We start from the raw sequence: 18,964 nt of genomic DNA on the forward strand, positions 1-18,964 counted from the left end.
CTTGCCGGAGATGGAGATCCGGGCGGGCCGGGTGGTGGTCCACTTCGTGGAGCACGGGGCCGGCCTACCCGTGCTGGTGCTCCACGGCGCGGGCGTCGACCACCGCGAGGCGGAGGCGTGCTTCGAGCCGCTGCTCGACGGCGTGGCCGGGCTGCGGCGGATCTATCCCGACCTCCCCGGAATGGGCGCGACCCGCGCGCCCGAGACGCTGCGCAGCGCCGACGACGTCCTCGACACGCTGCTCGACTTCGCCGACGAGGTGAGTAACGGCACTGCCTACCTCCTCATCGGTCACTCCGCCGGCGCGTACTTCGCGCGGGCGATGGCCGCGCGGCGCCCGGCGCAGGTCACCGGTCTCGCTCTGGTCTGCCCGCTGCTGCCGGGACTGCGCGACGTCCCGGAGCACCGTGTCGTCGTCGGATCGGGTGCCCTCGGGGACGACGTCTTCCGGAGCTACTTCGTGATCCAGACCCCGGAGACGCTCGAACGGTACGAGCGTTCCGTCGCCCCGGCCGCCGCTCTCGTCGACCAGGCGGCGCTCGAGCGGATCGGCGAACGATGGGCGCTCGCCCCGGATCAGGGGCCGGCCTACGCGGGGCCGACGGTCGTCGTGGCGGGGCGGCTGGACTCGACGGTCGGCTACGCCGCCGCTGCCGACCTCGTCGACCACTACCCGCACGCCTCGCTCGCCGTGGTCGATGACGCGGGTCACGCCCTGCCCCACGAGCAACCGGAACTCCTGCGCGCCCTCCTCGCCGAGTGGCTCTCCCGCGTCGAGCGCGCGTAGCGTCGCTGGGAACCGTCGTTTCCAGGGGACGCCGATGGCTCTGCTCCGCCGGATCGCGGGCGCCTGGCCGGCCGCCGCCCCCGCCGTCCTGCCCGCGGGACTGCTCGCTGAGCCCACTCGTGCGGCCGGCCGGGTCGCCCGTCCTGCCGTGGACGCCACGGCGGCGGTGGCCGGGTGGTGCCCGGCGCCGAGCTGGCACGGGCCTCGGGCACCGAGCGGGCCGAGCTGGTGCGGACGGCGGCGGTGTTCGCGCGCCTCTCCCCGGAGCAGAAGGTCTCGCTGGTCGGGGCGCTGGACCCGGTGTCCTGGCTGGTCGTGCTGGGCTGGGCAGCCGTCGGGACGGCGACAGCCGAGCTCGCGCCCGGCCTGATCGAGCGGCTCCGGGGCGATCGAGCTACCTGACCGGACCGCGGAGCTCCCGCGCGATGGCCCGTGCGGCCGCCCGGGCATCGAGATTGATCTGCAGGAGCAGGCCCTTGAGCGGGTTCGACAGCCCGACGAAGCGCAAGCCCGGGACGCTCGTCCGGGCGCCGTTCGCCGGCGGACGGCCGCGGTCGTCGAGCACGCCGAGGTGCCCGACCATCGGCGCGAGCGCGGTCGTGTACCCGGTCGCGGCGATCACGGCGCCGGGTGCGAGACGGGTGCCGTCGGCCAGCACCGCCTCGCCGCCGTCGAAGCGCTCCAGCGCGGCCACGGGGGTGACCCGCCCGGCCTTCAGCTCCCGGATCAGACCGACGTCGATCGTCGGGGTGACCCCGGTTGCCCGCATCTGGGTGACGACGCCGCTGCGCGGGGCGGGCAGGCCGTACCGGGTGAGGTCGCCGACGAACCGCCGCTGGAGGAACCGGTTGATCGGGTCGGCCAGCCAGGCGGGGGAGAAGTCCATCGAGATCGCGAGCAGCGTCGTCGGGATCGGTCCGAGGGAGCGGGGCACCACGTTCGGTGGTGTGCGCACCGCGAGCCGGACGCGGGCGGCCCCGCCCTCGGCGAGGTCGGCGGCGATCTCCGCACCGGTGTTCCCGGCGCCGACGACCAGGACGTCCGTGCCGCGGTAGCCCTCCGGGCCGGTGTAGGACGACGCGTGCAGCAGCTCGCCGCCGAAGGAGTCCTGTCCCGGCCAGGCCGCCCGGACCGGCTCCCGGTTGTAGCCGGTGGCGATCACCACCTGCCGGACCTGCAGTGGCGCTCCGTCGGTGTGCGCCTTCCAGGAGTCGCCGTCCTGCTCGAGCCGCTGCACCTCCGTCCCGAAGCGGGGGGTCAGGCCGTGGTGCCCGGCGTACTCGGTCAGGTAGCGGGCGACGTCGTCCTTGGCCACCCAGCGGCCGAACCGGCGCGGCATCCGCAGCCCGGGCAGGGCGGACTGCACGCGCGGGGTGTGCAGGTGCAGCCGGTCGTAGCGCTTACGCCACGAGAGTCGCCGACCGCCCCACCGCGGTCCACCACGAGCACGTCCACACCCCGGCGGCGCAAGCAGGCGGCGACCGCCAGCCCCGCCGGTCCCGCTCCGACCACCAGCACATCCTCGTCCATTCCGACCTCCCGGCGGGAGGCTAGCGGCAGCGGCTAGCGACAGTGGCTCTCAGGCGGCGGAGAGAGCCCGGTCGAGGCCGTCGAGGATCAGGTTGAGCCCGTACTCGAACTCGTCGCCGTAGTCGTAGCCCGGCTGCAGGATGTGCTGCACGGTCAGCTCCGTGAGGTGCGGATACATGCCGTCGGGCATGCGCGCGAACATCTGCCGGCCGACCTCCTGCGCCTCCTCCAGGGTGTCGAACGGGAGGCTCCGCTGCTGCATCGCGAACCCGTAGATGTAGCCGTCCAGCGCGGAGAAGGCGTGCGCGGTCAGCTCGATCGAGAAGCCGGCCCGCCGAAGCGTCCCGATCACCGTGTCGTGGTGCCGCAGCGTGGCCGGCCCCGGCGCCGTCCGCGACTGCATCAGCGGCGTCGCCCAGGGGTGGCGGATCAGCGCCGCACGGGCCGAGACGGCCCGCTCGCGCATCGCCGTCCGCCAGTCGGGATCGCCGGGAGGGAGGTCGATCTCGGCGAACACCAGGTCGACCATGCCGTCGAGCAGGGCGTCCTTGTTGGCCACGTGCTTGTACAACGACATGGCCTCGACGCCGAGGTCCTCGCCGAGCCGGCGCATGGTGAGCGACTCGAGGCCACCGGTGTCGGCGAGGGCGATCGCGGCACGCAGCACCCGTTCCGGGCTCAGGCGTGCGCGGCCGTGCCCGGGATCTCTCGGTGGCATCGAGGGGCCCTCCTTTCGACTCTTGACTAGCTTACGTTGTAAGCGTAAGCCTTACAACGTAAGCCAGGCAGTGCACGTCAGGGACCCCCGGAGGAAGCATGAAGACCGAGCAGCGACAGACGAACCCGGCAGCCGGGACGGCGACGATGCGAGCAGTGGTCCAGGACGTCTACGGGGACACCTCCGACGTAATGCGGCTCGAGCAGATCGCCCGCCCCGAGCCAGGCCCCGGCCAGGTGCTGGTGCGCGTGGCGGCGGCGGGCGTCGACCGGGGCGTGTGGCACCTCATGGCCGGCAAGCCCTACGCGGCCCGGCTGGCCTTCGGCCTGCGCACCCCTCGGCACCCGGTGCGCGGGCGGGAGTTCGCCGGCCGGGTCGAGGCCGTCGGCAGCGGCGTCACCACGGTGCGGCCCGGCGACGAGATCTACGGCATGGGCGAGGGCACGTTCGCCGAGTACGTCCTGGCGTCGGAGTCGAAGGTGGCACCCCGCCCGGCGAACCTGTCGGCGGTCCAGGCCGCCGCGCTGTCGATCTCGGGGGTCACCGCCCTGCAGGCGGTGCGGGACCACGGCCGGGTGACGGCGGGCCAGCAGGTGCTGGTCATCGGTGCGTCCGGCGGGGTCGGCAGCTTCGCCGTCCAGATCGCGAAGGCATCCGGTGCCGAGGTCACCGGCGTGAGCAGCGCGGCCAAGGCGGATCTGGTTCGGGCGCTCGGCGCCGACTCCGTCGTCGACTACTCGGTGGGCGACGGCCTCGAGGTGGGCGAGCGGCGCTTCGACGTCGTCCTCGACATCGGCGGCGACCGGCCGCTCCGGCAGCTGCGGCGGGTCCTCACCCCGCACGGCAGGCTGGTGATCGTCGGCGGTGAGGGCGGCGGCCGCTTGCTGGGGATCGGTCGTCAGCTGCGGGCCGCGGCGCTGTCCCCGTTCGTCGGGCAGACGCTGGGCTTCTTCGTCGCGTCGGAGAAGGCGGCCGATCTCGTCCTCCTGACCGGGCTGGTCGAGTCCGGCCAGGTCACGCCGGCCGTCGACCGGACCTTCCCGCTGGCCGAGGCCGCTGCGGCCGTCACGTACATGACCGGCGGGCACGCCCGCGGGAAGGTCGTCGTCGAGGTCAGCCGGTGAGCTCCAGGGTCTGCATCGTCGAGGCGCGGACCTCGGCGAGCAGTGCCGGGTCCTGCGACAGCGAGCGGCCGTAGGAGGGGATGGCCTCCTGCAGCGCAGGGCGCCACGCGGGGATGCGGTCGGGGAAGCACCGTTCGAGCAGGGTGAGCATCGCCGACACCGCCGTGGACGCACCGGGGGAGGCGCCCAGCAGGCCGGCGACGGTGCCGTCGCCGCCGACGACGAGCTCGGTGCCGAACTGGAGGACGCCGCGGCCGGTCGCCGGGTCGCGCTTGATCACCTGGACGCGCTGACCGGCGGTGACCATGTCCCAGTCGTGCGCCTCGGCGGTCGGGACGAAGGAGCTCAGCGTCTGGTGCCGGTCGGCACCGGACTGCAGGAGCTCCGTGACGAGGTACCGGGTGAGGGCCAGCTCCGTACGTGCGACGCCGAGCATCGACCCCAGGTTGTCCGGCCGGATGCTGGTGGGGAGGTCCCAGAGCTTCCCAGCCTTGAGGAACTTCGGGGAGAAGCCGGCGTAGGGGCCGAACATCAGCGAGTGGTCGCCGTCGATCAGGCGGAGGTCCAGATGCGGGACCGACATGGGCGGGGCGCCGACCGCCGCCTGGCCGTAGACCTTCGCCTGGTGGCTGCTGACCAGCTCGGGGGACGTCGTCCGCAGGAACTTCCCGCTGACGGGGAACCCGCCGAACCCGCTGATCTCCGGGATCCCGGCCCGCTGCAGCAGCGGCAGCGCGCCGCCGCCGGCACCGACGAAGACGAACCGGGTGCGGACCGTCCGGCGCTCACCGGTGACGGCGTCCCGGACGGTGACGATCCAGCGGCCGTCGGTGGCGCGCTCGAGGCCCGAGGCCCGCTGGCCGCAGTGCACGGCGACGCCGCGATCGGCGGCGTCGTCGAGCAGCATCCGGGTGAGGGCGCCGAAGTTGACGTCGGTCCCGGCGGCAGACCGCGTGGCGGCGACGACCTGGCGAGGGTCCCGGCCGGCCATCATCAGCGGGATCCACTCCGCGAGCTCCGCGGGGTCCTCGCTGTACTGGAGACCGTCGAACAGCGGCTCCGCGGCGAGCGCCGCGTGGCGGGCCTGCATGTAGGCGCGGCCGGACTCGCCGGTGACGAAGCTGATGTGCGGGACCGGGGTGATGAACTCCTTCGGGGCGCCGGTCAGGCCCTCGCGGACCAGGTGCGACCAGAACTGGCGGGACACCTGGAACTGCTCGTTGATCGTGACGGCCTTCGACGGGTCCACCCGGCCGTCGGATCCCGCCGGCGTGTAGTTCAGCTCGCACAGCGCCGCGTGCCCGGTGCCGGCGTTGTTCCACGCCTGGGAGCTCTCGCTGGCGACGTCCGGTGCCGACTCGAAGACGGTGACGCTCCACTGCGGCGCGACCACACCGATCAGGGCGGCGAGGGTGGCGCTCATGATGCCGCCGCCCACGAGAACGACGTCAGGATTGGCGCTGTCAGGAACCGCGCTGGGAAGGGAACGCACGTCTGCCTCTCTGCTGTCCACGATGCGCCGGAGGCGCTGCTCCCCTTGATCGTCGGCCGAACAGGACGCTGACCTGTACTCCGGCGGGTGTGAGGTATCTCGACCTCGTGATCTTCGCCATGAAATACGGCTCGGGATCGGCCGTTGCGGCGGGAACAGGCCGCTCGCCGGGAGACGCCGGCGTCCTCCTCAGGGGCGGGAGACGCCGTCGAGGTAGTGCCACCGGTCCGCGTCGCGGACGAACCTGCTGTTCTCGTGCTGCGCGCCGGCCGCGCCGCAGCGCACGTAGGAGGCACGGAACTCCACTCTGCCCTCGGCCGCGAGCAGGGTGCCGCCGGTCGTGGCGAGCACGTCCAGCCCGGTCCACCGCACGTCGGGATCGAGGTCGAGCGACGGCGGTCGGGTCGTCGGGTGCCACGTCCGGAGCAGGTAGCCGACGTCACCGAGCACGAACGCGCTGTACCGCGACCGCATCAGCTGCTCGGCCGTGGCCGCTGTGCCGGCATCCTCGTGGAGCCGGCCGCAGCACTCGTCGAGCGGCAGGCCCGTGCCGCAGGGGCAGCGTCGCGGAGGCACCGGGCCAGTCTCCCCGAGGAGCTCGCGGTGCCGGCGCGGGCCGGCCTTGGGAGAGTGGCCCGATGAGCGATACCCCGATCAGTCGCTTCCCGGTGACGCCCCGGGAGGAGGTACCGGCCGATCTCGCCGAGCGGTTCGCCGACGTCGAGCAGCGGTCGGGCTTCCTGCCCAACATCTTCGCCGCGCTCGCCTGGCGACCCGAGGAGGCCCGCGCCTTCTTCGCCCTGCACGACACGCTGATGGACAAGGAGACTCCGGGCCTGTCGAAGGCCGACCGGGAGCTGATCGTGGTGGCGACCAGCGCAGTCAACGACTGCCTGTACTGCGTCGTCGCGCACGGCGCCGTCGCGCGGATCCGCAGCCGGGACCCCTACCTGGCCGACCAGGTCGCCGTCGACTGGCGCAAGGCCCCGCTGTCGCCGCGGATGCACGCCGTCCTGGAGGTGGCGACCCGGCTGGCCGCCGAGCCCGCGGCGGTCACCGGGGCGGACCTCGCGCTGCTGACCGGCCAGGGCCTCACGCAGGACGACGTCTGGGACGTCGGGATGATCACCTCGCTGTTCGCCTTGTCCAACCGGGTGGCGCACTTCGCGGCGCTGATGCCGAATCCGGAGTTCTACCTGATGGGGCGCATCCCCAGGGCGTAGCCGGCGCCGGTCTCAGCGGTCGCGGTCGACCATGAAGGGCACGAGGTCGCGCACGAATCGGCGGGCGGGCGAGTCGGGCACGCCGGCGAAGGCCTCCTCGAAGGTCAGGGCGGCCGACCGGGCGATGCCGCGGGCGAACTCGTCGGCGAAGGCGACGCTCCCGTGGTCGTGCATCATCGCCAGGATGCGGGCGGCGATGTCGCCGGTCCGCTGGGCCGGCTCCAGGGCCAGGTAGCCGGCGACGGACGCGCGGTCGCGGGCGCTCGCCGCGGCCAGCAGATGGATGACCATCAGCGTCCGCTTCCCCTCGCGGAGGTCGCCGAGCGCTTCCTTCCCGTACAGGGCGGTGGACCCGGTGAGGTTCAGGATGTCGTCGCGGATCTGGAAGGCCGCCCCCAGGAAGAAGCCGAAGCGGAGCATCGCGTCGAGGTCCGGTGACCGGCCTCCACCCGTGCCCGTGCCGATCAGCGCCCCCACCCGCAGCGGCAGCAGCGTGGTGTACCAGCAGGTCTTCCGCATGATCAGGTCGAGGTAGTCGTCCGGCGTGAGGTCGATGCGGCCGTCCCGTTGCCAGCCCAGCTCGCGGGCCTGCCCGTCGACGGTCAGCCGGGCCATGAAGTCGAACTCCGACCAGATCCGGGCGGCGAGACGGCGGCCGAGCGGGCCCTCGTTGTCCCGGAGCGCCCCCAGCGCGAGCACCGCGAGGCCGTCGCCGGCGTTGACGGCCAGCCCGCGGCCGTACTGCTGGTGCAGGGTGGCCTCGCCGCGGCGCAGCTCGCTGTCGTCCTCGACGTCGTCGTGGACGAGGAAGGCCGTGTGCAGGAGCTCGAGTGCCGCCGCCGACGGCAGGGCGTCGTCGGCCTCGCCGCCGAAGGCCTCGCAGGTGGCCAGGCACAACGCGGGCCGCAGGCCCTTGCCGCTCCGGCCGAGGTACTCGGCGGCGGGAGCCCGGAGGTACTCCGACATCCCTTCGGCCGGGAGGTACGAGTGCACCGCCCGGCGGGACATGACGCCGTACCGCTCGAGCTCGTCGGCGAACCCGGGGACGGTCATGGGCCGGACTCCCGCGGAGCGCGCACCGCCAAGCGTAGCACCATCGGCTCGGCGGGCGCCGCGGAGGTCATCACCAGGCCGAAGTAGCAGCCGGCGGGTTGCGCGGCAGGCACCACGACGCGGACCCGTACCTCCTGGGAGGTGCCGGCCGCCAGGAGGCCGACCCGATCCGGCACGACCGACAGCGCGTCGGCGCCGATGCGGTGCCCGTCCGACGCCACCAGGCCCGACACGGTGAGGCCGATCCCCGGTGCCGCGGACGACGTCGTGTTGTGGATCCAGAACGACGCCCCGGTGCCGGAACCGGGCTCCGTGGCGGGCAGGACGAGCGTCGGGGTGGCCTCGTCGTGGGCGCCCTCGCTGCGGAGCAGGGTCGAGGTCGCATCGACCAGCCGGGACCAGGCCCCGGCCATCGCGACGGCGGTGTCCACCATGCGGCCGGACCCGGCGTCGTCGAGCGGGGCCGACGCGGCCGGCCCGTGGCGCGAGATGGCCCGATCGACGATCTCGGCATACCGGTCCACCACCGCGGCGGCCGAGAACAGGCCGAACCGCTGCACCTCGCCCACGAGGTCCCACGCCCCGGCAGCGAGGCCCGGCCCCGCGGTCATGCCGCGGTCCCGCGTGAGGCGGGCCGTCCCACGGCGCCGGACAGGACCGCCCGGGCCGCCAGGACGCCGGAGCGCGCGGCGGCCTCGATGCACCCGGCGTCGAGGCCGCAGGCGGTCCAGTCGCCGGCGACGGCGAGGTTGACGAAGCCTGTCCGCCCCGGAGCCAGCCGGTGCCGCCCGGATCCCGGAAGGGACTGCACGTAGCGGTCGGACGGGTCGACGTTCGCCCGGACGTACTGCGCGTGCAGTCGCTCCGGCCCGGCCCGGCCCGCGGCGTCCCACAGCAGTTCCCACCGGAAGCCCGGCCAGAGCGCGGCCACCTCGCCGTCGAGGAACTGGGTCAGCGTCGTCCGGACGGTCTCGTCGCCGGTTTCCGTATCCCCGTCGGGCAGCGCGCCGCACAGGTAGGCGATGCTGCGCGGCGCACCGGGGGAGGGCCACTCCTCGCGCGGCAGGAGGTGGGACATCGACGCCCACGTGTCGAACGTGTCGCCGAAGCCGGAGAGGGTGACGCCGGGCGGGCCGTGCCACCCCAGCTCGCGCTCCGATGCGTCGAGCCACAGCTGGGCCGAGCGCGTGCCCACGGTGGCGACCCGGTCCACCATGGTCTGCCAGGCCGGGTCGGCGGCCACCAGTTCGGCGGCGACGTGCGGAACCATGCCGACGGACACCGCCAGCACGGCCACGTCGAAGTCCTCGCCGGCGCGCAGCGTCTCGGTGCCGGCTCCCTCCATCGGTCCTGGGTGGGATTCCAGCCGGTCGCCGGGATCTTCGGCGAGCTGGTCGACGAGCGGCCGGTCCGGCCAGCACGGAAGTCCGCCGACCCGGATCAGCGGGTCGTACCGGCTCCTCCCGGGCGCCAGGTCGGACTGCCGCGTGAGCTCGATCGAGGCCACGGAGCGCGCGGGACCGAGCCGCAGCCGGTCGAGCCGGCGGAAGAACCGGAACTCCACGCCCCGCCGGACGAGCGCCTGGTAGAGGGGGGCGAACACGATCTCGCCCATCCCGGCCTGCATCCGCCAGAAGAGCGAGCCCTTGAAGTCGAAGAGCATGCGCCCGGCGAGCGAGAGGCCGAGACCCGCGGCGAACCGCGGCCGGGCCCGGTCGCCCCCGACGTAGGCGAAGGTGAGGTCGTACATGCCGCGCACGACGGGGGAGTCCAGGGTCTCGGCGGCGGCGCCGTGACCGGCCAGCCACTCCCGGAAGTCGAGGTGGTCGATGCGGTCGTAGCCGTTCCCGGCGAGCAGGCCGTCGGCCGCCATGCCCTGCAGGCACGAGACGACCAGGTCGACCAGTTGCCACGTCCGTCGCAGCGCCGGGTCCGCCGTGAGGGCGGCCCGGACGTCGTCGCGGGAGGTGCGGAGCGCGGCGGCGAGGGACTGCGCGAGCGGGATCTCCCGGAGGCCGCCGGCGGCCAGGCGCGACGTCCGCTCGAGCCCCTCCAGCAGGGCGGCCAGCGCCGCGAGGGAGGCGCCGCGCAGCAGCGGGGCCAACTCGGAGCGTCCTGGGCCCGGGACGGGGGACGTGCTCAGGAAGATGCGGCCCCGCTCCCGCGGGAGGGCGGCGCTGCGGAGGAAATCGGCGAGGAGGCCGAGCCCGCGCGTCGCCACGTCCACCGGCGTCAGCGTCCGGTCCTCGGCCCCGGGTTCGCCGGGAACGGCGTCGTTGCCGGAGAACCGGGTCACGAAGGAGGTCCACGAGTCGCCGTCCCGGTCGGCGAGGCCCACGTCCCCCGTCGGCGTCACCGCCTGCTGCCACGTCCGGACGGGGCACCCCGGGTCGGTGCGGTCCCGGTCCAGCTCGCCGTAGACCTCCCGGAGGAGACGGAACGTGGCGTCGTAGTAGCCCAGCAGGACGTGCAGCCCGTGTTCCTCGATCCGTCCGTGCGGGCCACGGCTGCTGGCGCCCTTGCCCCCGAGACGCCAACCGCGCTGGTAGACGCAGATGGAGTCCAGCCGTTCGCGCCAGTCGCCGGAGCTCAGCTCCCAGGCGGTGGTGAGTCCCGCCATCCCTCCGCCGAGGACGACGACGCGCGGGAGCGGCACGTCAGGAGCCGAGGAGGTCGTCGGCCGCGGCCGTGTCGTCGGTGACCGGCGCCGGGGGCAGGTCGGCCCTCGCCTCGGCGAGCACGGTGCGCCAGTCGTCGGGCCGGGCGGCCGCAGGCACGCGCGCCAGCTGGACGGCGGCGCGCAGTCGGGCCACCCGCGCCCCCTGCTCGGTCGCGATGCGGACTGCCTCGGTCAGGTCGGCCACCGCCCGGTCGGCGTTCCCGCCGCGGGACAACGTGTAGAGGGCGCGCTGCCGCAGGAGCTCGGGCAGGTGCAGGTTCTCGCCGGCCTTGTGCACCAGGAGGAGCGCCTCGTCGATGAGCTCCGCGGCCCGTTCGACGTCGTCCGCCTGCGCATGGAGGTGCGCGAGGTAGGCCAGCGCCGAGGCGACGAAGGCCTCGTGGCCCATCAACCGCAACGTCGCGATGGCCTGCTCGAGGAACGCCCGGTCGGCGGCGAGGTCCGGCGTGTCCGCGGCGAGGTAGGCCGACCCCAGGGAGATCCAGTAGGCGTAGCCGTGCAGCTCACCGAGGGCGACGACCTCGGCCCCGAGCCGGCGGGCGGCGTCGTGGTCCCCGAGGAAGCGCCGGATGAACGCGGCGTAGGTCTTGACGAACGCGAGGCTGAACGGGCCGCGCGGGAACCCGACCTCCTCGGCGCGGCGGATCGCCTCCCGCTCCCAGTGCTCGGCTGCTGCCCGTTCCCCCCGGACGGCGCTGACGCAGGCCAGCGCGATCGTCGAGGCGGCGACGGGGTCGTTGGGCAGGGGCCAGAACGGGGAGACGGTCTGCTCGGGGGGCCGGTCGGCGAAGCCCTCGACGGCGCGCTCCAGCTGGGCTTGGGCAGCGCCGAGGTGGCCCTCGTAGAACTCGAGGTAGCCCGCGCAGGACTGCACCTCCGGCTCGAACCAGCTGAAGGCGGCCTGGCCGACCATGCTGAGGAGCCGGTCGATCACCCCCTGGGCCGTGGTCAGGTCGCCGCTGGTGAGCCAGACACCCCAGATGGCGATGAGCGAGGGCAGCACCTCCGCCCGCCCGAGGCGGGTGGCCAGCACCTCGGCCCGCCGGTGGTCGGCCTGGACCTCCGGCGCGGCGTAACCCCGCATCGAGCTGACGCTCAGCGCGCGGAGCATCCGGGCGGTGAGCTCGGTCAGGTCCCGCTCGTCCGACCCCGGCAGTTCCTGCACCAGCTCCACGGCACGCGACAGCAGCCGGGCCGCCTCGAGGTTCGCCCCGCGTCCCTGCTCCGCCTGGGCGGACACGATGTAGAGGCCGGCCGCCCGCTGGGCCTCGCCCGCCAGGTCCAGGTGCTGGGCGATCAGCGCGGGCTCGCCGTCGTGGGCGGCGATCGTGTCCGCCACGGCCGCATGGGTGGCCCGCCGCACATCGAGTACCTGGGTCTCGTAGGCGGCATCGCGCATCAGGGCGTGGCGGAACCGGAAGGTCCCTGCCGACGGGCCGACCGGTTCGACGATGCCCTCGTCGGCCAGCAGCCGGAGCTGCTCGGTCACTGCGTCCTCGTCGCCGATGACCGAGGAGACGGTGGCGGCGTCGAAGGTCGGCCCCACGGTGGCGGCCACCTGGACGACGCGCAGGTTGACGCCGGGTGCCTTCAGCCGGGACGTGAACAGCTCCTGGAGCCGCAGCGGGATCGATTTGTCGCGGGTGGCGTCGAGATAGGAGCGGGTGAGCTCCTCGATGAACAGCGGGATCCCCTCGGCCTGGTCGATGACCGAGGCCCGCCGGTCACCCGCCAGCTCCTCGCCGGCGGCCAGGTTGTCGATCAGGGCCGTGGCGGCGCTCGGGTCGAGCCGACCGAGGTGGAGGACGCAGACCGTTCCGGTCCACGGGATCGGTGCCGCGTCGCGGGTCGTGGCCACGGTGAGGAGCCCGGGGGGCAGTCGTTCGACCAGCCTGCCGAGCATGGCGAGCGTGGACGGGTCCGCCCAGTGCAGGTCCTCGACGACCAGCAGTCGCGGCGCGACCCCCGCCAGTGCCGACACCCACTCCACGAGCCGGTTGAGGGTCTCGTCGAGGAAGGCGGTCGGGTCGAGCTCCGGAGCGGGGAACCCGGGGGCGGCCACCCCGATGAGGGCGCCGAGGAACGGGACCGACCGCGCCGGGTCCAGGCCGAGCGCGGTGAGGTGGGTGACGAGCGGCTCGAGGCGGTCGGGATCGCCCGTCTCGCCGAGCACCCGCTCGAGCAGCCGGGCCAGGGGCCACAGCGAGACGTTGGCGTAGTAGGGGAGGCAGCCCACCCCGAGCACCCGGCCGCCGCTGGCCTCCACCCGGTCGAGAATCTCTGCGACCAGCCGGGACTTGCCGATGCCCGCCTCGCCGACCAGCAGGAACGCCGCGCCCGCCGACGGGCCGGTGCCCTCGCGGACGCCGTCCCACGCGTCCAGCATCCGTTGCCGGGGCTCCTCCCGGCCGACCAGGCCCGCCTTCCGGTACCGCTCCACCTCGAAGCGAGCCGCCGCGTAGCGAGGGCGTTCCACCGCGAAGACCTCGACCGGGCGGCTGATGCCCTTCATCTGCCGCTCGCCGAGGGAGTGCATGTAGAAGTCGGCGTCGACCAGCTGCCGGGTGACGTCGCTGATCACCACCATGCCGGGCTCGGCCGCCTGCTGGATCCGGGCGGCCAGATTGGTCACCAGACCGACGATCGAGTCACGCTCGGCGACGGAGGGGTCGGTGCTCAGGTCGGTGACCACCACCCGGCCGGTGTGGATGCCGACGCGGACCTCGGGGGCGACGCCGAAGCGCCGGGCCAACTCGGTGTGGGCGTCCCGCAGGGCCACACCGAGATCCAGACCGGCGAGGACGGCCCGCCGGGCGTCGTCCTCGTGCGGTTCCGGGTACCCGAAGGCGGCGAGGATGCCGTCGCCCAGGTACTGCATGACGTAGCCGCTGTAGCGGCTCACGGCCTCCCGGGCCGCCGTCCGGTAGAAGGCGTAGATGTCCCGGAGCTGCTCGGGTTCGACCCGCTCGGACAGCATGGTGGAGCCCACCAGGTCGGAGAACAGGATGGTCATCAGTGCCCGTTCCCCGGACGGGCCCAGCTGGCGGGCGGCGACGAGTCGGAGGATGCGGGCAGCGCGCGGGTTGTCGGGATCGACGGCGCGCACCTCCTCGGCGGTCACCCGGGCCGGTTCGAGGTCACTGGCCGCCAGCGACGTCTCCGCGGCGGTCAGCAGACGTTCGAGCAGCCGGTCGAGCCTCGTCTCCGCCGAGGACGTGAGAGAGGCCACGGTGCTCAGGCCCCCGTGGCCTGCGAGACGTAGAAGTGCACGGGGGCGAGCAACCGGCCGTCCGGGGTGTTGAGGTCGCCGACGTACAGCCCGTGCGGGACCGTTGCATCGCGTACCTGCACCCGCGCCCCGACCGTCCCGTCCGGGAGCGCCTGCACGGTGACGGCGACGTCCCGGGCGGGGATGGTGGCGGTGCTCGCGTCGATGGACAACAGATCGGTGCACACCAGCCGGTCGGACCCGGTGAGCCCGGGCACCATGACGACGCTCCCCCCGACGTCGGCGGGAGCGGCGCCCGCCGCGGTCGTGCCTCCGCGGCGACCGGCCTCACGTGGCATCCCCGGCGGCGTCAACCCGGCGTCGAGCCCTTCCCGGGCGATCTCGTCGACGGTGTCCGTCCACACGTTCCACGCCGTGGCCCAGTCCTTGGCGAGCCGGGACCAGACCACCGCGCTGTCGGCCAGGACATCGTCGGCCGAGTACGCCCTCGACCGGATCCGGGACGTCGCGTCGCTGCCCAGCTCGATGTAGGGACGGGCGGAATCGGCCAGGAACGTCGCCCAGGCATCCATGGTGGTGACGCACGAGGACGGGTCGAGAGGGGGAGTGTGCGTCGGTTCGGTCGGCACGCTCTTGGTGCCGCCCTCCACGGCAGCGCGGATCCAGTCCGTCCAGAACGGGCACACCAGCCGGGCGACGCGGTCCCACCAGTCGTCGGTGAAGCTGACGATCTTGAGCACCTGCACCCGCCGTGCCGTGCCCAGCTCGGTGACGAGGAGGAAGCCCCGGTCGACGTCGATCTCCCGGTCGAGGCTGACGTCGAGGTCGTAGGTCATGCCGGCCGCGCCCTGGCCCCGCCAGTAGCTGCAGCGGAGCAGCGTGTTCACCAGCTTGACGAGGCGCACCTCCTCATGGAAGACGCCGTGCCAGTGCTGGTCGGCGGCCGGGGGCGGGCTGATGTCGATGGGAGCGGGCGGGGACAGGAGCAGCTCCATCCGCCGGAAGAACGCCGGCCCCCATCTCGACCAGTTGCGGGGATCGACCCAGTCGGCCACGTGCTCGAAGGGTGCATCGGTTTCGAACTCGGAGAAGACCCACGTCGCGCGGACGCCGCCGATCTTCACCTCCCGGATCGTGCAGACGTTCTCGCCGACGAACGCCGTCTCGTGGTGGGCGAAGGCCGACGCGCTGCGCGTCGTGTCGAACGGGACGCCGTCGGCCGCCGATCGGACGAGATCGTCCAGGAGGTCCTCCGGCGCGAGATCCGGGGCGTCGCGCTCGGGCCGATCGCGTCGGAGCGCCAGGGCGGAGTCCACCACGCCGCGGTACTCGTCCTGGAGGGACTCGTGGTCGGGCAATCCGGCCCGCGCCACGTCGTACAGGACGGCGAGGCGCTCCGATACCGGGATCTCCTCCGCGGAGGCCGCGGCGACGCGCCGCAGGCAGCCGCCGACCGTGAGGTCGCGGAACTCCGGCAGCACGCCGAGGTCGATGTCGCTGAAGTCAGGCGACTGGGCGTGGAGGAAGTAGAGGGCGCGGTAGCGGGCTTCGACGTCCGGGTCGCCGGTGTCCGGGGGGAGTGTCATGTCGGTCCGCTTCGACGTCGCGTGACCGGCAACGGAACCCGAGTCTGTGCCTGCAGCCGCAGCGCGTGGTCAGGGCGCCCCGTGCCGTTCCGGTCGATGTCCCCCGGATCGTCGGGCCGCCGTGCGGGTGAGTGAACGGTCTAAGGCGCGCCTCGGCCGCATCGGGCGGTCGGCCCGCCCTCTGGTGAGCGCGCCGGAACCGCCTGGAGCCGACCGGGAACTCTGCGTTCCCGCCGGATGACGCCCTGGCCGGCCGGACGGGTCGCCCGGGCCCGGCCGACCGGGCCCCGGCGGGCTCTCGTCGGCCGGGCGCAGGCCACCTCAGGAGGAGCGGTCGGCCCCCGCCGTGGCCGGTAGGCCGTTCTCCGCGTCCTCGGCGGGCATCTCGCCCGCGGTGTTGCCGACGAACGTCGTCGTCGAGGTGCCGTCGCGCTGCGCCGGGGGCCGCATCCGCCCCGGCGGCAGGGCGGCCGGGTCGGCGCGCCCCCACTCGTTCTCGACGCCGGCGAGCAACGCCTCCAGGTAGGAGCGGAGCTGGGTGCGGGTGGCCTGGCCGAAGGCCTTCAGGTAGGCCACCTGCTCCTGGAGCTCCTCGACGTTGCGGTCGCCGGCCTCGGGGGTGCCCGGGGTCATCCGGGCCGCGGCCTCCTGGGCCGCCTGGATGATCGCCCCCGCGTTCTCCCGGGCCTGGCGGATCTCCTCCTCGTACGTGGTCCGCGCCTCGCTGGTCATCTGGCGGCTGAACTCCTCCGCCTCGGCGACGTAGTTGTCCGCGGTCTGCTGGGCGGCGGACAGGATGCGCACCGCCTGGTCGCTGGGCGCATCCGGGATCACCACGCCGTCGACCTGGGCCTGCAGGGAGCGCACGTGGTCACGCAGCGCCGCCTTCTCGGCGTAGAGGCGGCCGAGTTCCTCGGCGACCCGGCTCAGTACCCGGTCCACCTCGGAGTCGACGTAGCCGGGCCTCATCATCGAGGCGCGGGTGAACCGCACGTTGTGCAGGTCTGCCGGTGTGAGACCTCGGTCGCCGTTGGCGGACATCTCGTGGTCGGTGGTCATTCGGTCACCTCTCCGTCAACACTGGGCCCCGGTCGGCTGGGGGCGAAGATCTCCATGGAAATTCGTTCGCTGGGTACGCCGTGCTGGACGAGCCGGCTCACGGTGTCCTCCACCATGACGGCCGGGCCCGCCACGCAGATCTCCCGGCTGGACCACGGTCCGTGGCGCAGGACCACGTCCCCGACGTCGCCGTGCTCCAGGGAGGAGATCTTGTCCTCGGAGACCGCGTACGTGACGGTCAGCCAGGGGTTGTCGTGCTGGAGCCGCTGCAGGTCGGCCCGGTCGTAGATCTGGTCCTCGGTGCGGTTGCCGACGAACAGGTCGACGCGTCGGGCCGGGCCCTTGCGGGCGACCTGGTCGATCAGGGCCTTCAGCGGGGCCAGGCCCATGCCGCCGGCGACGAGGAGGAGGTCGCGGTCGGACTCGCCGTCCAGGGCCAGGTGCCCCACCGGCGGGCCCAGCCGGAGCACGTCACCGACGCCGGTCCGGCGCACCAGCGCGGAGCTGACGGGGCCGCCGTCCCGCGCCTTGACGTGGATCTCCAGGAGACCGTCCGGGCGCGGTGCGTTGGCCGGTGAGTAGTAGCGCCACAGCCGCGGCCGGAGATCGGTCTCGAGCGAGACCGACTGCCCGGCCAGGTAGTCGTAGCGCGCGCGGGGCCGCACCTGCAGGACGGCGACGTCGATCGTGCGGCGCTCGTGGGCGACGACATCGGCCTCCCACCACGCGGGCTGCTCGGCGGCCTCGTCGGCCGCCGCGACCATCACCTCGGCCACCAGGGTGTAGGCCTCGGTCCAGTCCTTGGCGAGCTCCGGCGTCCACTCGTCGTCGAAGTGCTCCAGCGTCGCGAGCAGGCTGGCGCCGACGGCGGGATAGTGCGCCGCCACGGTCCCGAACTTCCGGTGGTCGCGCCCGAGCTGCTGCAGGATCGGCACCAGCGCGTCCAGGTCGTCGACCCGCGCGACGACGTCGCCGAGGGCCGAGAAGAGCCGGTCGCGCTGGTGGGCCATCGACACCGGGAACAGCTGCCGGGTCTCCGGATGGCTGAGGAACAGGTGCGAATAGAAGTAGAGCGGGGCCTCGTCCCCGGTCGCGGCGGACTTGGCGAAGTTGGCCCGCATCGCGGGAATGTCCACGGAGCTTTCTCCTCGGAATGGGCGTCCGGCCGCCGGGACGGTGCCGGCGGAGTCGGACGGGTCGATGGGAGGGCGGCGTCAGCCGGCCGCGGGGGCGCTCCGCTCGGTCGCGCCGGGGGTCTCCTCGGTCGCGAGATCGGCCTGCCAGAGATCCGGCCCGAACACCTCGTACTGGATGTCGCGGGCGGCCACCCCGAGGTCGATGAGGGCGCTGCGGACCGCCTGCATGAAGGGCAGCGGGCCGCAGAGGTAGTACCCGGCGTCGTCCGGCAGCTTGACGTCGTCGAGGTCCATCTTCCCGGCGTGCACCTCGATCGGCAGCGGGCTCTCCGCGCTCTGCCCGTCGTCACGGCGCTCGTACCAGACGTGCGCGGCGGCGCCGGGCAGGAAACGGACGTCCTCGAGCACCTGCTTCCGGAGGGCGAAGGACTCCTCGTCGACGTCGGCGTGCAGCAGGGTGATCGGCAGGTGCGACCCGGCCGCCGCCAGGTGGGAGAGCATGCCGGCCATCGGGGTGATGCCGATGCCGGCGCTCGCGAACACGACGGGGCGGGAGTCGTCGAGGACGACGTCGCCGAAGGGGAGCGACGTCGTCAGCCGGTCACCGACCTGCACCGACTCGCAGAGCAGGTTGGACACCTCGCCCTCGGGCTTGCCGTTCCCCCGCACGCGCTTCACCGAGAACTGGCGGTGCTCGCCGTCGTCGGCCTTCGTGAGGCTGTACTGCCGCGGCTGTCGCACGCCGTCGGGCGTCGGCACCTGCACGGTCACGTACTGGCCGGGCAGCGAGGTCTTCACGATGCGGTCGTCGGTCTTCCGGAGCCGGAACGTCACGACGTCCGCGGTCTCCTGGATCTTCTCGGCGACCTCCCACTCGCGCCAGACCGTCTCCGGCCGCACGCCGCGGGCGCTGTAGAGGCCGCGCTCCTGGTTGATCAGCGCGTAGGCCATCAGCCAGTAGACCTCGTCCCACGCGGCGGCCACCTCGGGTGTGACGGCGTCGCCGAGGACGTCGACGATCGCCCAGAACAGGTGCTCGTGGACGACGTCGTACTGCGCCGGCGTGATCCCGAGGGAGGCGTGCTTGTGCGCGATCCTCGAGAGCAGGTGCTCGGGCAGCTGCTCCGGCACCTGCACCAGGGAGCTGGCGAAGACCGCGACGGATCCGGCGAGGGCCATCTGCTGCGTCTTCTCGGCCTGGTTGCCGCGGTTGAAGACGCCGTCCAGGAGTTCGGGGTGTTCCCCGAAGAGGTGGAGATAGAAGCGGGTCGCGATCTCTTCGATGTTCTCCGCGACGACGGGGAGCGTCGCCTCGATCACGGGTCGGGATCGGTCGGAAAGCACGTG

16 protein-coding genes are annotated in these 18,964 nt (G+C 73.4%); 4 read left to right on the forward strand and 12 right to left on the reverse strand.

Going from position 1 to position 18,964, the window contains the following annotated elements; translation table 11 throughout:
• Nucleotides 1-10: 10 nt before the first annotated feature.
• Both E4P38_RS15075 and E4P38_RS15080 read left to right on the forward strand, forming a co-directional pair.
• Nucleotides 11-787 carry an alpha/beta hydrolase gene (locus E4P38_RS15075; RefSeq protein WP_135132724.1) on the forward strand — a complete coding sequence of 259 codons (777 nt, stop codon included), beginning with the start codon at nucleotides 11-13 and terminating at the stop codon, nucleotides 785-787.
• Nucleotides 788-964: 177 nt separating this feature from the next.
• On the forward strand, nucleotides 965-1,189 hold the full coding sequence (locus E4P38_RS15080) for a hypothetical protein (RefSeq protein ID WP_135132726.1): 225 nt from the start codon (nucleotides 965-967) through the stop codon (nucleotides 1,187-1,189).
• Here E4P38_RS15080 and E4P38_RS15085 read toward each other — a convergent pair.
• A complete protein-coding gene (locus tag E4P38_RS15085; RefSeq protein WP_167760578.1) occupies nucleotides 1,182-2,153 on the reverse strand; it encodes an NAD(P)-binding domain-containing protein in 972 nt (323 codons plus the stop codon). The genes E4P38_RS15080 and E4P38_RS15085 overlap by 8 nt on opposite strands.
• A 213-nt stretch (nucleotides 2,154-2,366) precedes the next feature.
• The gene (locus tag E4P38_RS15095) at nucleotides 2,367-3,035 is read right to left on the reverse strand and encodes a TetR/AcrR family transcriptional regulator (protein ID WP_135132733.1); all 669 of its coding nucleotides are present in this window, start codon (nucleotides 3,033-3,035) and stop codon (nucleotides 2,367-2,369) included.
• 98 nt (nucleotides 3,036-3,133) lie between these two features.
• On the opposite strand from E4P38_RS15095, the gene E4P38_RS15100 reads away from it, so the two are divergent.
• Nucleotides 3,134-4,159 (forward strand): NAD(P)-dependent alcohol dehydrogenase, encoded by a 1,026-nt coding sequence (locus E4P38_RS15100; protein WP_245161049.1) that lies wholly within the window; start codon nucleotides 3,134-3,136, stop codon nucleotides 4,157-4,159.
• On the opposite strand, the gene mqo is transcribed toward E4P38_RS15100, so the two are convergent.
• Both mqo and E4P38_RS15110 read right to left on the reverse strand, forming a co-directional pair.
• Complete coding sequence (gene mqo / locus E4P38_RS15105; RefSeq protein WP_245161050.1) at nucleotides 4,149-5,651, reverse strand: malate dehydrogenase (quinone); 1,503 nt, start codon at nucleotides 5,649-5,651, stop codon at nucleotides 4,149-4,151. The genes E4P38_RS15100 and mqo overlap by 11 nt on opposite strands.
• A 189-nt stretch (nucleotides 5,652-5,840) precedes the next feature.
• The gene (locus E4P38_RS15110) at nucleotides 5,841-6,227 is read right to left on the reverse strand and encodes a YchJ family metal-binding protein (protein WP_135132735.1); all 387 of its coding nucleotides are present in this window, start codon (nucleotides 6,225-6,227) and stop codon (nucleotides 5,841-5,843) included.
• Between the two features lie 62 nt (nucleotides 6,228-6,289).
• Here E4P38_RS15110 and E4P38_RS15115 point away from each other — a divergent pair, with 62 nt between their 5' ends.
• Complete coding sequence (locus E4P38_RS15115; RefSeq protein WP_135132737.1) at nucleotides 6,290-6,874, forward strand: peroxidase-related enzyme; 585 nt, start codon at nucleotides 6,290-6,292, stop codon at nucleotides 6,872-6,874.
• A gap of 12 nt (nucleotides 6,875-6,886) precedes the next feature.
• Here E4P38_RS15115 and E4P38_RS15120 read toward each other — a convergent pair whose 3' ends face one another.
• The 8 genes from E4P38_RS15120 to E4P38_RS15155 form a co-directional block, all read right to left on the reverse strand.
• The gene (locus E4P38_RS15120) at nucleotides 6,887-7,927 is read right to left on the reverse strand and encodes a polyprenyl synthetase family protein (protein ID WP_135132739.1); all 1,041 of its coding nucleotides are present in this window, start codon (nucleotides 7,925-7,927) and stop codon (nucleotides 6,887-6,889) included.
• Nucleotides 7,924-8,538 (reverse strand): hypothetical protein, encoded by a 615-nt coding sequence (locus tag E4P38_RS15125; protein ID WP_135132741.1) that lies wholly within the window; start codon nucleotides 8,536-8,538, stop codon nucleotides 7,924-7,926. Before E4P38_RS15125 ends, E4P38_RS15120 begins: the two co-directional genes overlap by 4 nt.
• Nucleotides 8,535-10,583, reverse strand: coding sequence for an NAD(P)-binding protein (locus E4P38_RS15130; RefSeq protein WP_209309122.1), 2,049 nt, complete (start codon nucleotides 10,581-10,583; stop codon nucleotides 8,535-8,537). The genes E4P38_RS15125 and E4P38_RS15130 overlap by 4 nt, the downstream gene beginning before the upstream one ends.
• Nucleotide 10,584: 1 nt before the next feature.
• Nucleotides 10,585-13,836 (reverse strand): adenylate/guanylate cyclase domain-containing protein, encoded by a 3,252-nt coding sequence (locus E4P38_RS15135; RefSeq protein ID WP_135132743.1) that lies wholly within the window; start codon nucleotides 13,834-13,836, stop codon nucleotides 10,585-10,587.
• Nucleotides 13,837-13,841: 5 nt separating this feature from the next.
• Nucleotides 13,842-15,422, reverse strand: coding sequence for a hypothetical protein (locus E4P38_RS15140; RefSeq protein ID WP_135132744.1), 1,581 nt, complete (start codon nucleotides 15,420-15,422; stop codon nucleotides 13,842-13,844).
• A 321-nt stretch (nucleotides 15,423-15,743) separates the two neighbouring features.
• Nucleotides 15,744-16,481 (reverse strand): DivIVA domain-containing protein, encoded by a 738-nt coding sequence (locus E4P38_RS15145; RefSeq protein ID WP_135132746.1) that lies wholly within the window; start codon nucleotides 16,479-16,481, stop codon nucleotides 15,744-15,746.
• Complete coding sequence (locus E4P38_RS15150) at nucleotides 16,478-17,617, reverse strand: globin domain-containing protein (RefSeq protein WP_135132748.1); 1,140 nt, start codon at nucleotides 17,615-17,617, stop codon at nucleotides 16,478-16,480. Before E4P38_RS15150 ends, E4P38_RS15145 begins: the two co-directional genes overlap by 4 nt.
• Nucleotides 17,618-17,695: 78 nt before the next feature.
• Complete coding sequence (locus E4P38_RS15155; protein ID WP_135132750.1) at nucleotides 17,696-18,961, reverse strand: globin domain-containing protein; 1,266 nt, start codon at nucleotides 18,959-18,961, stop codon at nucleotides 17,696-17,698.
• Nucleotides 18,962-18,964 lie beyond the last annotated feature (3 nt).

The sequence above is a fragment of the Blastococcus sp. CT_GayMR16 genome, from assembly GCF_004570875.1.
In the GTDB taxonomy this organism is placed as follows: domain Bacteria; phylum Actinomycetota; class Actinomycetes; order Mycobacteriales; family Geodermatophilaceae; genus Blastococcus_B.